Raw genomic sequence first — 14,422 nt, 5'->3', positions numbered from 1 at the left:
GAGGACCACATGGCCAAGACCACCACCGACCACGACGAGATCCGCCGCTGGGCCGAAAGCCACGGCGGCAAACCGGCCGTCGTCCGCAGCACCCATGACGAGGCGCATGGCGCCGGCAAGAAAAGCCGCAAGACCGGCGTCGGCCTGCTGCGCCTGATGTTCCCCAAGGCCCGCCAGTCCGACCATGGCGAGCTGGAGGAAATCGACTGGAACCAGTTCTTCCAGCAGTTCGAGGACTCCAAGCTCGCGCTGCTCTATGAAGAAGACTCCAACTTCAACAAGCTGATCGGCCGCGATACCGCGGAAAAGCGCGAGCATGGCGACCACAAGGCGGCGCGCCATTGACCGGCATGCGATTGCCCGACCCGCCCGTCTCCCGCCCAAACGCGTAATGGATATCGAAGGGAACGCCCCCGCGGGACGTTCCCTTTTCTCTTTCGTCAGCCCTTTATCGGAGGTTCCGCCCGTGCCCGACTCCAGCGATACCCGCCTGAACCAGGATGAGCGGGACGAGGTCAAGGAACGCTCCAACCCGCCGGCGCTGATCCTGCACGAGGCCATCCGCCTGGAGGGGCAGGAGGAGCTGAAGCGCCCGACCTCCTCCCTGCTGTGGTCGGGTCTGGCGGCCGGGCTGTCGATGGGCTTCTCGATGGTGGGCGAGGCGCTGATGACGACCCATCTGCCGGACGAGCCGTGGCGGCCGCTGATCGCCAGTTTCGGCTATTGCTTCGGCTTCCTGATCGTCATTCTGGGGCGCCAACAGCTGTTCACCGAGAACACGCTGACGGTGATCCTGCCGCTGCTGCATCGCTGGTCGACCCATACCCTGATGAAGGTGGTGCGGCTGTGGGCGCTGGTCTTCGCCGCGAACATCGTCGGCACGCTGCTGTTCTCCGCCTTCGCCGCCGGGACGGAGGCCTTCTCCCCGCAACTGCGCGCCGCCTTCGTCGAGTTGGGCACGACGGCGGCGCGGTCCGGATTCACGACGACGCTGCTTCACGGGGTGCTGGCCGGCTGGCTGATCGCGCTGCTGGTCTGGATCACGCCGTCGGTCGGGCAGGCGCGCTTTTTCATCATCGTCGCCCTGACCTGGCTGATCGCGCTGGGCAAGTTCGCCCACGTCATCGCCGGATCGGTCGAGGTGTCCTTCGCCGCCATGTCGGGCGAGATCGGCTGGGACCGCTACGCCTTCGGCTTCCTGCTGCCGTCGCTGATCGGCAACGTGCTGGGCGGAGTCGGGATGGTGGCGCTGATCAACCACGCGCAGGTGCGGCAGGACCAGTGAGGGGGGTTAAGAGGCACCAAAACGAAAAGGGCCTAGCCGATAAAACGGCTAAGCCCTTGAATTCGTGGCGGACCCGACGAGATTCGAACTCATGACCTCTGCCTTCGGAGGGCAGCGCTCTATCCAGCTGAGCTACGGGTCCATCGCTGGTGGAGGCGCAACATAGCCTAAGGTCTGCGGGGACGCAAACACTAAAATCGCTGTTTTTTCGACGGCTTGCGGACGCCGCTCCGATCCCCATGACCGCTGCTTTCGGAGAGCCGCACTCCCGCAATAAGCCCGGATGGAAACGTTTCCATTCTTCACGAAACCGTTTTCACGGCGTCACGCGATTGCAACACGCCGTCGCCACTCTGCGCCCACGCCGGATCGGCCGGCGCCGGGAACAAGGGCTGCGGATGGTGCGGGGCGGCATGAGGATTACGGACGGGAGGGCGATGGACCGCCAGACCATGGACCGGGTGGCGACGATCCGCGACGTGGCGGCGCTCGCCGGGGTGTCCATTGCCACCGTGTCGCGCGTCCTCAACGGCAGCGGCAACGCCACGCCGGAAACCATGGAGAAGGTGCGCGCCGCCGCCTCCGACCTGTCCTTCCGGCCCAGCACCATCGGGCGCAGCCTGAAGGCGGCGCGCACCCGCACCGTCGGCGTGCTGGTGCCGTCGCTGACCAATCCCGTCTTCGCCGAAAGCGTCGCCGGCATCCAGGACGCGGCGGCGGAGGTCGGGTACAGCGTGCTGATCGCCTCCACCGACTATGATCCGGCCCGCGAATCGCGCGCCATCGAAGGGCTGCTGTCGAACCGGGTCGAAGGGCTGGTGCTGACCGTCGCCGATGCCGACCGCAGCGGCTCGCTCGATACGCTGGACGAGGTGCGGCTGCCCTATGTGCTGGCCTACAACCAGCCGGAACGGGCGCCGCGTGCCCATGTGTCGGTCGACAATGTCGCCGCCTCCCGCGCGGTGGTGGAGCGGATGGCGGAGCTGGGACATCGGCGCATCGGCATGATCGTCGGGCGCTTCCGCCAGTCCGACCGCTCGCGCCGGCGCCATGCCGGCTGGCTGGCGGCGCTGGCCGATGCCGGGTTGCCGCCGGGGCCGGTGGTGGAGGTCGATTTCAACGAAATGCGGCTGGCCCACCGGCTGACCCCGCATCTGGAAGGGCTGGAGCGGCCGACGGCCTTCTTTGCCTCCAACGACATGCTGGCGCTCGCCACCATCCGGGCGCTGCGCGACCTCGGCCTGTCGGTGCCGGACGATGTTTCGGTCTGTGGATTCGACGGCATCGAGGTCGGACGGCTGATGGCCCCCAGCCTCGCCACCCTGGTGCAGCCGGCCCGCGCCATGGGCGCCACCGCCTTCGAATGTTTGCGCACCGGCTTTTCCGGCGAGCTGCAAGGCCGCGCCGTGATGCTGCCCTTCACCCTGCGTCCGGGCGAATCGCTCGGCGCCGCACCGTCAAAATCCTCATAAGCGCTTCCCGAACGGAGACACACGCCATCATGTTCAAGCCGTTCCTGCTCGGCGCCGCACTCGGCGCCGTCTCGCTGGCCGCTACCCTCACCGCAACGGTCGCTCCCGCCATGGCGGCGGAGCAGACCGCCATCTGCTACAACTGCCCGCCGGAATGGGCCGACTGGGCATCGCAGTTGAAGGCGATCAAGGCCGATCTCGGTATCGCCGTGCCGTTCGACAACAAGAATTCCGGCCAGTCGCTCGCCGCCATGCTGGCGGAAAAGGACAAGCCGGTGGCCGACGTCGTCTATCTCGGCGGGCCGGTCGGCATCCAGGCCAAGGCGGCCGGCGTCGTCACCCCCTACAAGCCGACGGCCTGGGCCGAAATCCCCGACGGGATGAAGGACGCCGACGGCAACTGGTTCGCCATCCACAGCGGCACGCTGGGCTTCTTCGTCAACACCGAGGCGCTGGGCGGCAAGCCGGTGCCGCAGAGCTGGGCCGACCTGCTGAAGCCCGACTATTCGGGCATGGTCGGCTATCTCGACCCGACCAGCGCCGCCGTCGGCTATGTCGGCGCGGTGGCGGTCAACCAAGCGCTGGGTGGCGATTACGGCAGCTTCGACAAGGCCATCGGCTGGTTCAAGGATCTGCAGAAGAACCAGCCCATCGTGCCGAAGCAGACCTCCTACGCCCGCGTGCTGTCGGGCGAGATTCCGATCCTGATCGACTATGACTTCAACGCCTACCGCGCCAAATACACCGACAAGGCGCCGGTCGCCTTCGTCATCCCGAAGGAAGGCACAGTGTCGGTCCCCTATGTGGTGGCGCTGGTCAAGAACGGCCCGAACCCGGAGAACGGCAAGAAGGTTCTGGACTACGTCCTGTCCGACAAGGGCCAGACCCTGTGGGCCAACGCCTTCATGCGCCCGGTCCGCGCCGAGGCGATGTCGCCGGAGACCGCCGCCAAGTTCCTGCCGGCCGCCGATTACGCCCGCGCCAAGCCGGTGGACATGGTGCGCATGGCCGAGGCGCAGAAGGGCTTCATGGACCGCTATCAGGCGGAGGTGAAGTGAGCGCCTGCGCGCAGGACGCTCCCCTCCCCCACCGGCCGGCGGCGCGTCCGTCGGCCGGGCCGGGGTGGGCACGCGAACCGCTGCGGCTGGCGGCCCTGCTGGCGCCGGCGGCGGCGGTGTTCGCGGCCTTCTTCCTGCTACCGCTTGTCCGCCTGATCCTGATCGGCGCCGGCGGGGCGGAGGGGTGGAGCGCCTATGTGACCACGCTGGTCGATCCCGGCCATCTCGACAGCCTGATCTCCACGTTGGCGCTGTCGGCAGGGGTGACGTTGGTAACGCTGGCGGTGTCCACCGTCGCCGGGCTGTTCCTGGTGCGACACCATTTTCCAGGCCATGCCCTGCTGGTGGCACTGCTGACCTTCCCGCTGGCCTTTCCCGGCGTGGTGATCGGCTTCATGGTCATCATGCTGGCCGGGCGCCAGGGGCTGATCGGCACGATCACCCAGGCGCTGACCGGGGGGAAGCTGGTGTTCGCCTACTCGATGGCCGGGCTGTTCCTCGGCTATGTCTATTTCTCGATCCCGCGCGTGATCCTGACGGTGATGGCGGCGGCGGAGAAGCTGGACCCGCGGCTGGAGGAAGCGGCGCGCTCGTTGGGCGCGGCCCCCTGGCGGGTGGTGGCCGACGTGATCCTGCCGGCGCTGAAACCGGCGCTGATCTCGGCCGGTGCGCTGTGCTTCGCGACCTCAATGGGCGCGTTCGGCACCGCCTTCACGCTCGCCACCCGGATCAATGTGCTGCCGATGACGATCTATACCGAATTCACGCTCCAGGCAAACATCGCGGCGGCGGCGGCGCTCAGCGTCCTGCTCGGCCTCATCACCTGGGTTGCCCTGGCGGTGGCGCGCAGCGTCGCCGGCACCTCCGTTGCGGCGGCGGGGTGAGGGCGATGCACAGTCTGTCGAATCGCCGGGGCTGGGGGTTCTGGCTGCAATTGGGCTTCACCCTGCTGGTCTGCGCCCTGCTGACCGTGCCGATGGTGATGTCGATGCTGGCCGGGCTGACCGCCAATTACTTCGTGGGATTTAAGAGCGGCCTGACCCTGCGCTGGGTCGATGAGGTGCTACGGGTCTATTCCGGCACCATCCTGTTGTCCTTGCAGATCGCCTTCGCCTGTCTCGCCTGCACGCTGGTGCTGGGCGTTCCGGCTGCCTATGCGCTGGCGCGCCGTCCCGGCCGGATCGCGCGGCTGGTGGAGGAGATGCTGATGATGCCGGTGGCCATTCCCGGCCTCGCCACCGCGCTGGCGCTGATCGTCACCTATGGCGGCGTCGGGGATCTGCGCAGCAGTTGGCTGTTCATCCTGATCGGCCATGTGCTGTTCACCCTGCCCTTCATGGTCCGTGCCGTGCTGGCGGTGATGGGCGCCATCGACCTGACGACGCTGGAGGAGGGAGCGGCCAGCCTCGGCGCCGGATTCCTGCGCCGCTTCGTCACGGTGGTGCTGCCCAACTGCCGCTCCGGCATCCTGGCCGGATCGCTGATGGTGCTGACCCTGTCGGTGGGCGAGTTCAACCTGACCTGGCTGCTGCACACGCCGCTGACCAAGACGCTGCCGGTCGGGCTGGCCGACAGCTATGCCTCGCTGCGGATTGAGATCGGCAGCGCCTACACCCTCGTCTTCTTCGTGATGATCGTGCCGAGCCTGATCCTGCTGCAGGGTCTGGCCAAGCGCGGCCGTCCGTCCGTTTGAGGCCATTTCCAGATGCCCGACAGCTTCCACCTTGACGCCGTGCCGATCCGCCTGGAGCGCTGCGGCAAGACCTTCGCCGGCAGCGCCCGCGCGCTGGAGCCGCTGGACCTGACCATCCGCGGCGGCGAGACCGTCGTCTTCCTCGGCCCAAGCGGCTGCGGCAAGACCACGACGTTGCGCATCATCGCCGGGCTTGAAAGCCCCGATCCCGGCGGCCGCGTGCTGTTCGGCGAGGAGGACGTCACCGCCCTGCCGATCGAGCGGCGCAATGTCGGCATGGTGTTCCAAAGCTACGCCCTGTTCCCCAACATGACGGTGGCGGAGAACGTCGCCTACGGCCTGAAGGTGCGCAAAGTTGCCCGGCCCGAGCGCGCCCGCCGGGTGGAGGAGATGCTGGACCTGATGCATCTCGGCGAGTTCGCCGGGCGGCGGATCGACCAGCTGTCCGGCGGTCAGCGGCAGCGTGTGGCGCTAGCCCGTGCGCTGGTGGTGCGGCCGCGCGTTCTGCTGCTGGACGAACCGCTGACGGCGCTCGACGCCAAGCTGCGCGACAGTCTGCGGCTGGAGATCGATCGGCTGCTGCGCGGGCTGGGCATCACCGCCGTCTATGTCACCCACGACCAGGGCGAGGCGATGGCGCTGGGCGACCGCATCGTGGTGATGGCCAAGGGGCGGGTGGCGCAGGTCGGCACGCCGCGGGAGATTTACTATCAGCCGGCCGACGGCTTCGTCGCCGACTTCATCGGCACGATGAACCGGTTGGGCGGGACGGTGCGCGGTGGGACGCTGTCCATCGGCGGGGCGACGCTGCCCTGGTCCGGGGCGGACGGTGCGGTGGAGTTGCTGGTGCGGCCGGAGGATCTGGCGCTGGTTGGGGAGGCCGACGGGCATCTCGGCGGCACCGTCGCCGCCGTGGTGTTCCTGGGCGACCGCACCCGGCTGGTGGTGGAGTCGGCGGACGGGCCGGCGCTGACGGTGGACACTCTTGGGCGGAGCGAGTTGGGGCGCGGCGACCGGGTGTGGCTGCGCGTCGATCCGGCGCGGGTGCTGGCGGTGCCGTAAGTCTGGTCGTCGCGACGCTGTGCCCCCTCCCCATCCCTCCCCCGCCTTTGGCGGGAGAGGGGGCAGGATGCTTGCAGGAGTGATGCAAAGGAGCGGCGGCAGTCTCCTCTCCCGCGTTAGCGGGGGAGGGTTAGGGAGGGGGCATTGGCCTCCAAATCAACCACTTATGCCCAAGGCCCACCCATGATCATCGTCCAGATCACCGACACCCACATCAAGCCCCCCGGCCGCCTCGCCTACCGCCGCGTCGACACCGCGCCCTTCCTGGAGCGCGCGGCCGCCGCAATCCTGGCGCTCACCCCGCGCCCCGACGTGATCCTCGCCACCGGCGACCTCGTCGATGCCGGCCATGCGGAGGAGTACGAGCGGCTGCTAGGCCTGCTGCGCCCGCTCGACATCCCGCTGTTCGCCGTGCCCGGCAACCATGACGAACGCGCCGGTCTTGCCGAAGCCTTCCCGGACCTCAAGGCCCGCGTGGGCGACAGCCGCTTCTTCCACTACACGGTGGATGATTGGCCGGTGCGGCTGGTCGCCATGGACACCGTCCTGCCCGGTTCCGGCGCGGGAGAGGTCTGTGCCGAGCGGCTGTCCTGGCTCGACGCGCGGCTGGCGGAGCAGCCGGAGCGGCCGACCATCGTCTTCCAGCACCACCCGCCCTTCGCCACCGGCATCGGCCATATGGACCGGCTGGGCTTGAACGGCGCCGACGCGATGGCCGACGTGGTCCGCCGCCATCGCCAAGTGGAGCGGGTGCTGTGCGGGCATCTGCATCGGCCGATCCAGGTGCGTTGGGCCGGGACCATCGCCTCCACCGCGCCGTCGACCGCGCATCAGGTGGCGCTCGACCTGCGCGACGATGCGCCGTCCGCCTTCGTGATGGAGCCGCCGGGCTATCAAATCCACATGTGGCGCGCCGACACCGGCGTGGTCAGCCACACCGCCGTGATCGGCGACTATGACGGCCCCTATCCCTTCTTCAAGGACGGGAAGCTGATCGACTGACTGGGTCATTCGACCGGTCGTCACATGCCTGTCACGGGCTTGGGCTAAGACACACCTCACCGCCGATCCAACGGAGATGACAGAGATGAAGGCGTTTCTCGCCACCCTCGCCACGGTGCTGACGCTGGCGCTCGGCCATGCTGCGCAGGCGGACGGTGCCACCGGCAAGCTGGTGCTCTACACCTCGCAGCTGGAGCCGGACGCCCGCCAGATGGTCGAGGCCTTCAAGGCGAAGAATCCCGGTGTCGAGGTGGAGTGGATCCGCAACGGCACGACCGAGCTGATGAACAAGCTGCGCGCCGAGTTCACCGCCGGGGCGCCGCAGCCCGACCTGCTGCTGATCGCCGACGCGGTGACGATGGAATCGCTGAAGGCGGAGAAGCGGCTGCAGCCCTATGAGGGCGCGCCGGTGGCCGGCTACCGGCCAGGCACGCACGATGCGCAGGGCTATTGGTTCGGCACCAAGCTGATCACCACCGGCATCGTCTACAACACCGCCGCCCCGATGAAGCCGACCTCCTGGCAGGATCTGCTGAAGCCGGAGGCCAAGGGCACGACGGTGATGCCGAGCCCGCTCTATTCCGGCGCCGCCGCCATCCACATGGCGTCGATCAAGGCGCAGCCGACGCTGGGCATGGCCTATTACGAGGCGTTGCAGCGCAACGGCGTCACGGCGGCCAAGGGCAACGGCGGCATCCTGAAGGACGTGGCCGGCGGGGCGAAGCTCTACGGCATGGTCGTCGATTACCTGCCGATCCGCGAGCATCTGAAGGGCGCGCCGGTGGCCTTCGTCTTCCCCAAGGAGGGCGTCAGCGCGGTCAGCGAGCCGGTGGCGATCCTCAGCACCGCGAAGAACCCGACGGCGGCCAAGGCCTTCATCGACTTCCTGCTGAGCCGCGAGGGACAGGAGCTGGCCTCGGCCCAGGGCTTCCTGCCGGCGCTGCCGGGGGTGAAGCCGCCGGCGGGTTTTCCCGATCCGGCGACGATCACCCTGCTGCCCTACGACCCCGCCAAGGCGCTGGCCGAGGACGACGCCAACAAGCGCGCCTTCGCCGACCTGTTCGGCGGGTGAGTGGGCTGGTGCGGACCGGGACGGATCCCCTCTCCCCCCCGGGGAGAGGGTTAGGGTGAGGGGGACGCGTTGCGAGGACTTTCAAGAATCGCGCACGTGGACCCACCTGTGAAAATCCACGCCATGCGTCCCCCTCACCCCGACCCTCTCCCCGGGGGGGAGAGGGGGATCGCCCCGGGTGGTTGGAGGGCGGGAAAAGGCGCTTTGCCCGCACTCTCCGGCTGGCCCCTGCTCATCGGCCTGCCCGTCCTTCTGCCCGTCCTGCGCCTGCTGTGGGAGGCCGGCGACACCACGGTGCTGGCTCGCGTGCTCGAATCCCCCGCGACATGGCGGGCCACCGGCAACAGCATCGCCATCGCGGCAGGCGCCACGCTGACCGCGGCGCTGATCGGCGGGCCGTTCGCGCTGCTGATCGGACTGACGGACTTGCGTGCCCGCACCGCGATGACCTTCGCCCTGATCCTGCCGCTGATGATCCCGCCGCAGATCGTGGCGATGGCTTGGACGCATCTGGCCGGGTCGGGCAGCCCGATCCTGAAGCCGCTGGGGCTGGCTCCCCCGGTCGGCACAGCCAACCCGGTGCAGTCGGCGGCGGGCATGATCCTGGTGATGGGGATCGAGCATGCGCCGCTGGTCTTCCTCGCCCTGCGCGCCGCATTGCGCGCCATTCCCGGCGACGTACTGGAAGCGGCGCGGGCGTCGGGGGCCGGGCCGTGGCGGGCGGTGCGCGGCGTGGTGCTGCCGCTCTGTCTGCCGGGGCTGGTCGCGGGGCTGGCGATGGCCTTCGTCGCGGCGCTGGGGAATTTCGGGGTGCCGGCGCTGCTGGGCATTCCGGCGGGGATCCCGATGCTGCCGACGCTGATCTACCGGCGGCTGGCCGGCTTTGGGCCGTCGGCGCTGCCGGAGGTGGCGGTGCTGGCCGCCCTGATCGGCATCATCGCCTGCCTGGGCATCGCCACTCAGACCATCCTGCAAGCCCGCATCGCCAGCCGCCTGCCCGGCGGCGCCCGGCCGCTGGCACCGGTGGCGCTCGGGTCCGCCGGTGTGGCTGTCGAGGCGCTTTCCTGGGGCGTGCTGGCGCTGATGGTCGCGGCGCCGCTGACGGCGCTGCTGGCGACCAGCCTCGTCAGCGTCTATGGCCTGCCGGTCGGCTTCGGCACGCTGACGCTGGCCCATTACCGCGAGGTGCTGGCGCTCGATCAGGTCGGGCGGGCCTTCGCCAATTCGGTGCTTTTGTCGGGATCGGCGGCGGGGTTGCTGGCGCTGCTGGCGGTGCCCCTGGCCCATGCGATGGCGCTGGGTGGCAAGAGCGGGCGGATCGCGCGGGCGGTCGGCGTGCTGGTGGAACTGCCGCATGCCGTGCCGGGGGTGGTGCTGGGCATCGGCTGCATCCTACTGTTCCTGAAGCCGTTGCCGGGGCTGGGCGTCAGCCTTTACGGCACGCTGTGGATCATCCTGGTGGCCTATCTGGTCCGTTTCCTGCCGCTGGCGCTGCGGCCGGTGCAGGCGGCTTGCGCCGCGCTCGACCCGACGGTGGAGGAGGCCGCCCGCGCGCTGGGCGCCGGGCCGCTGCGGCGGCTGGTCACGGTGGTGGCGCCGCTGGTGGCGCCTGCGGCTGCGGCCGGCGGGCTGCTGGTCTTCCTGACCGCCTTCAACGAACTGACCGTCTCCATCCTGCTGTGGTCGCAGGGACGGGAGACGCTGGGCGTCGTCGTCTATGCGCTGGAGGAAGGCGGCAGCCCGACGCTCGGTGCCGCGCTGGGTGTCATCGCCATCCTGGTGGTGCTGGCGGCGATGATCGCCGCCGGGGCGCTCGGTCGCCGCCTGCCGCCGGGCGTGGTGCCCTGGCGGGGATAGCGGGATTTCAGGCCGGCAATCCCGCCGCCTTGCGCACCGCCTCCAGCACCGCCAGCACGTCGCGCGCCTGCTCGGCTGTCACCGGCGGCGGGGCGCCGTCGAGGATGGATGACGCCACGCCACGATAGAAGGCGGGATAGTCGCCGGGGATGGTCTCGACCCGCCGCTCCGTGCCGTCGGCCTGGACCAGCAGGGCGAAATTCTCCGGATCGTCGGCGCCCCAGTCGGCTTCGGTCGGCAGGCGGCCGGCGCGCAGGGCCGCCTCCTGCCCGTCCATGCCGTGCTTGAGGAAGCTGCCGCCGTCGCCATGCAGCTGGAAGCGCGGCCCCGGCCGGCAGACCACCGTGCCGCAATGCAGGATCGCCCGCATCGGCCCATAGCCCAGCACGATGTGGAACCAGTCGTCGACCTGCGCGTCCGGCCGCTGGGTGCCGACATCGGCGAGGATGCGGTCGGGCATGCCGAACAGGGTCAGCGCCTGATCGATCAGATGGGCGCCGAGGTCGAACAGCACGCCGGAGCCTGCCAGTGTCTGCTCGCGCCAGCCCTGCTTGATCTGCGGCCGGAAGCGGTCGAAATGCGCCTCGTAATGATAGGGGCGGCCGATGTCGCCATGGTCCAGGCAGGCGCGCAGGGTCAGGAAGTCGTTGTCCCAGCGCCGGTTGTGGAAGACGGTCAGCAGCCGGCCCTGCCGCTTGGCGAGGTCGATCAACTCATCGGCTTCAGCGGCGGTGGTCGCCATCGGCTTGTCGATCACCACATGCTTGCCGGCCAGCAGAGCCTCGCGGGCCAAGGGGGCGTGGCTGGTGTTGGGGGTGGCGATCACCACGAGGTCGATGTTCGGGTCGGCGATCACCGCGTCGGCCGTGGTCGCTTGCGCCCCCGGCGCGCTGCGGCGGATGTCGTCGGTGCGCGAACTGGCGATGGCCGTCAGACGCAGGCGCGGTTCGCACTGGATCAGCGGCGCGTGGAACACCGACCCGGCAAGGCCGAAGCCCAGCAGGCCGACCGACAGGCTCTTCATCGTCGCAAAACCTCTTCGTGATGTGTTGTCCGGCAAAGCCGCTGCGTCAGGGCGCCCAGCAGACCATGGTGTCGGCGCCGCCCCGGCGCAACAGGGCGCGCACCGGCATCGCGTCCTCCGGGCCTGCCGCGCGGGCCTGTTCCAGCACCGCCCGCTTGGCGCCGCCGGTGATCAGCACGACGATGCGCCGGCTGTCGAGCAGGCGCGGCAGAGTCAGCGTCATGCGCGGATGCGGCGCGGTGGGGGAGCGCATCGCCCGGCAGGGTGCGGCCCCCTCCCACGCAGAGGCGAGGGCCGGCGCATCGGGGAACAGGGAGGCGACATGACCGTCCTCCCCCATGCCGGTCACCATCAGGTCGAACGGTCCGTCAAAGACGCGCAACGCCTCGGTGCAGGCGGCCTCCCCCTCCTCCGGCGTGGCGGCGCCGGTGTAAAGCGGAACGAAGCGGATGGCGGGGGCGGCGGCCAGCAGCGTCGCGTGCAGGGTGGCGGCGTTGCTGTCCGGGCTGTCGGGCGGCAGCCAGCGGTCGTCCACCAGCGTGGCCGTCACCCGGCTCCAGTCGACGGCGCGCCGGCCGAGCGCCGTCAGGAAGGGCGTCGGCGTCCGCCCGCCCGGCAGCGCCATGGTGGCGCGCCCGCGCGCCGCGATGGCGGCGGTCAGCAGGGCCGCCGTCTCGTCGGCCAGGGTTTCGGCAAGGTCCTGGGCATCGCGGAACACACGAAGGCGCGCGGTCATGATGGAAGCTCCCCGACAAATCTTGTTCGTTGGCGCAGACCATAATCCGCACGCCCCGCATGTGCGCGCGCATCTGTGTAACGGTTGCGTAACAACGCCGGCCCCGGGAAAGCGCCGCGTTACCAAATTGTCCGCCCCGCGCATCATCGGCAGCGTACAGTGACCGCCAAGCGAACGACCGCCGGGCGAGACCTCACCGGGGCGGTCCAACAGCAACCCGTCACGGGAGGGAACCGACATGCGCGACCTGCATCCGTGTGCAGCGCCGGCCCGAACACTGGCTCGAAAGCCGGCAGGGCTCGCACCATGACCATGCAGACCCCATCCTTGCGACCGGCCGCCGGAGAGGACGCCGGGGCCGTTCCCGGCAGCACAACCCCGCAAAAGGCGGGCGGGCTGCGCGCCGTGGCGCAGCGGCATCTGTCGAAGCTGGTGGTCGCCCCGTCCTTCGCGGCGATCCTGCTGTTCGTCTACGGCTTCATCGCCTGGACGGTCTATATCAGCTTCACCAATTCCAGGATGCTGCCCTCCTACGATCTGGTCGGCGCCGACGCCTTCTCCAAGCTGTGGCGGATCGAGCGCTGGTACGTCGCCATCGAGAATCTGCTGATCTTCGGCGGGCTGTTCATCGGCATCAGTCTGATCGTTGGCATCCTGCTGGCGGTGCTGCTCGACCAGCGCATCCGCGGCGAAGGGGCGTTGCGCACCATCTATCTCTACCCGATGGCGCTCAGCTTCATCGTCACCGGCACCGCCTGGAAATGGATCCTCAACCCCGGCATCGGCGTGCAGCAATTCGTGCGCGACCTGGGATTCCCCACCTTCACCTTCGACTGGATCGTCCAGCAGGACACCGCCGTCTACACGCTGGTGATCGCCGCGGTCTGGCAAAGCTCCGGCTTCGTCATGGCGCTGTTCCTGGCGGCGCTGCGCGGCGTCGATCAGGAGATCATCAAGGCGGCCTATCTCGACGGCGCCAGCCTGCCGCGCATCTATTGGGGCATCGTCCTGCCGTCGGTCCGGCCGGTGTTCATGAGCGCCTTCGTCATCCTCGCCCACCTCGCGGTCAAGAGCTACGACCTCGTGGTGGCGCTGACCGGCGGCGGCCCCGGCTATGCCTCCGACCTGCCGGCGACCTTCATGTACGAGATGACCTTCCGCCGCAACCAGATCGCCATCGGCTCGGCCAGCGCGCTGATGATGCTGGCGACGGTGGTGGCGATCATCGTGCCCTACCTCTATTCCGAACTGAAGGGAGGCAAGCGTGTCTAGCCTGACCTCCGCCCTGCCGCCGGCGCAGGGCACCGGCGCCCGCATCGCCCGCTGGGGCCTGTACCTGATCCTTCTGCTGTTCGCGGCCTATTACCTGCTGCCGCTGCTGCTGATGATCACCACCTCGTTCAAGAGCCCGGAGGAGATCCGCACCGGCTCGCTGCTGTCGCTGCCGCGCGATTTCAGCCTAGACGCCTGGAGCTATGCCTGGAACCGCGCCTGCATCGGCGCCGATTGCCGCGGCATGGCGCCCTATTTCCTCAACTCCATCGTCATCGTCGTGCCGGCGGTCGTCATCTCCACCATCTTCGGGGCGCTGAACGGCTATGCCCTGACCAAGTGGCGGTTCCGTGGCGCCAACATCGTGTTCGGCATGATCCTGTTCGGCAGCTTCCTGCCGTCGCAGGTGATCCTGCTGCCGATGGCGCAGACGCTGGGTTTCCTCGGGCTGGCCGGCAGTGCCGGCGGGCTGATCCTGGTCCATGTGGTGTACGGGCTCGCCTTCACCACGCTGTTCTTCCGCAATTACTATGTCAGCATCCCCGACGATCTGGTGAAGGCCGCGACCATCGACGGCGCCGGTTTCTTCCAGATCTTCACCAAGATCATGCTGCCGCTGTCGCTGCCGATCCTGGTGGTGACGATCATCTGGCAGTTCACCCAGATCTGGAACGACTTCCTGTACGGGGCGTCCTTCGCGGCGGGCGGCGCCCAGCCGGTGACGGTCGCGCTGAACAACCTCGTCAACACCACCACCGGCGTGAAGCAGTACAACGTCGACATGGCGGCGGCGATGATCGCCGGCCTGCCCACCCTCGTCGTCTATGTGCTCGCCGGGAAATACTTCATCCGCGGTCTGACCGCCGGCTCCGTCAAGGGGTGATCTTCC

14 protein-coding genes and 1 tRNA gene are annotated in these 14,422 nt (G+C 68.9%); 12 read left to right on the top strand and 3 right to left on the bottom strand.

Features of this window, described 5'->3' with window-relative positions:
- Positions 1-9 precede the first annotated feature (9 nt).
- Both M5E06_RS18760 and M5E06_RS18755 read left to right on the top strand, forming a co-directional pair.
- Complete coding sequence (locus M5E06_RS18760) at positions 10-345, top strand: hypothetical protein (protein WP_252139499.1); 336 nt, start codon at positions 10-12, stop codon at positions 343-345.
- 121 nt (positions 346-466) lie between these two features.
- Positions 467-1,285: a formate/nitrite transporter family protein gene (locus tag M5E06_RS18755; RefSeq protein WP_252139498.1), complete on the top strand. Its 819-nt coding sequence runs from the start codon at positions 467-469 to the stop codon at positions 1,283-1,285.
- A 65-nt stretch (positions 1,286-1,350) separates the two neighbouring features.
- Here M5E06_RS18755 and M5E06_RS18750 read toward each other — a convergent pair.
- Positions 1,351-1,427 (bottom strand) — tRNA-Arg (locus M5E06_RS18750).
- A 295-nt stretch (positions 1,428-1,722) separates the two neighbouring features.
- On the opposite strand from M5E06_RS18750, the gene M5E06_RS18745 reads away from it, so the two are divergent.
- The 8 genes from M5E06_RS18745 (at position 1,723) to M5E06_RS18710 (ending at position 10,501) form a co-directional block, all read left to right on the top strand.
- Entirely contained in the window at positions 1,723-2,757 is a 1,035-nt protein-coding gene (locus tag M5E06_RS18745) for a LacI family DNA-binding transcriptional regulator (protein ID WP_252139497.1), read from the top strand.
- Positions 2,758-2,786: 29 nt separating this feature from the next.
- A complete protein-coding gene (locus M5E06_RS18740; RefSeq protein WP_252139496.1) occupies positions 2,787-3,815 on the top strand; it encodes an ABC transporter substrate-binding protein in 1,029 nt (342 codons plus the stop codon).
- On the top strand, positions 3,812-4,699 hold the full coding sequence (locus tag M5E06_RS18735) for an ABC transporter permease (protein ID WP_252139495.1): 888 nt from the start codon (positions 3,812-3,814) through the stop codon (positions 4,697-4,699). The genes M5E06_RS18740 and M5E06_RS18735 overlap by 4 nt, the downstream gene beginning before the upstream one ends.
- A gap of 5 nt (positions 4,700-4,704) precedes the next feature.
- Positions 4,705-5,508: an ABC transporter permease gene (locus M5E06_RS18730; protein WP_252139494.1), complete on the top strand. Its 804-nt coding sequence runs from the start codon at positions 4,705-4,707 to the stop codon at positions 5,506-5,508.
- Between the two features lie 12 nt (positions 5,509-5,520).
- Positions 5,521-6,570, top strand: a complete 1,050-nt coding sequence (locus M5E06_RS18725; protein WP_252139493.1) for an ABC transporter ATP-binding protein — start codon at positions 5,521-5,523, stop codon at positions 6,568-6,570.
- 183 nt (positions 6,571-6,753) lie between these two features.
- Positions 6,754-7,572 carry a phosphodiesterase gene (locus M5E06_RS18720; RefSeq protein WP_252139492.1) on the top strand — a complete coding sequence of 273 codons (819 nt, stop codon included), beginning with the start codon at positions 6,754-6,756 and terminating at the stop codon, positions 7,570-7,572.
- 85 nt (positions 7,573-7,657) lie between these two features.
- A complete protein-coding gene (locus M5E06_RS18715) occupies positions 7,658-8,644 on the top strand; it encodes an ABC transporter substrate-binding protein (RefSeq protein WP_252139491.1) in 987 nt (328 codons plus the stop codon).
- Between the two features lie 204 nt (positions 8,645-8,848).
- Positions 8,849-10,501, top strand: a complete 1,653-nt coding sequence (locus M5E06_RS18710; protein ID WP_252139490.1) for an ABC transporter permease — start codon at positions 8,849-8,851, stop codon at positions 10,499-10,501.
- A gap of 7 nt (positions 10,502-10,508) precedes the next feature.
- Here M5E06_RS18710 and M5E06_RS18705 read toward each other — a convergent pair whose 3' ends face one another.
- Together M5E06_RS18705 and pgl are read right to left on the bottom strand one after the other, a co-directional pair.
- The gene (locus M5E06_RS18705; protein ID WP_252139489.1) at positions 10,509-11,525 is read right to left on the bottom strand and encodes an oxidoreductase; all 1,017 of its coding nucleotides are present in this window, start codon (positions 11,523-11,525) and stop codon (positions 10,509-10,511) included.
- A 46-nt stretch (positions 11,526-11,571) separates the two neighbouring features.
- Complete coding sequence (pgl, locus tag M5E06_RS18700) at positions 11,572-12,261, bottom strand: 6-phosphogluconolactonase (RefSeq protein ID WP_252139488.1); 690 nt, start codon at positions 12,259-12,261, stop codon at positions 11,572-11,574.
- A 306-nt stretch (positions 12,262-12,567) separates the two neighbouring features.
- Between pgl and M5E06_RS18695 the strand changes: the two genes are divergently transcribed.
- Positions 12,568-13,533: a carbohydrate ABC transporter permease gene (locus M5E06_RS18695; RefSeq protein ID WP_252139487.1), complete on the top strand. Its 966-nt coding sequence runs from the start codon at positions 12,568-12,570 to the stop codon at positions 13,531-13,533.
- The gene (locus M5E06_RS18690; RefSeq protein WP_136703700.1) at positions 13,526-14,416 is read left to right on the top strand and encodes a carbohydrate ABC transporter permease; all 891 of its coding nucleotides are present in this window, start codon (positions 13,526-13,528) and stop codon (positions 14,414-14,416) included. Before M5E06_RS18695 ends, M5E06_RS18690 begins: the two co-directional genes overlap by 8 nt.
- Positions 14,417-14,422: the final 6 nt, after the last annotated feature.

This window comes from Azospirillum sp. A1-3 (assembly GCF_023806445.1).
Lineage (GTDB): Bacteria > Pseudomonadota > Alphaproteobacteria > Azospirillales > Azospirillaceae > Azospirillum.
The sequence above is the reverse complement of the archived record's forward strand: the minus strand, read 5'-3'. Positions and strand labels throughout refer to the sequence as shown.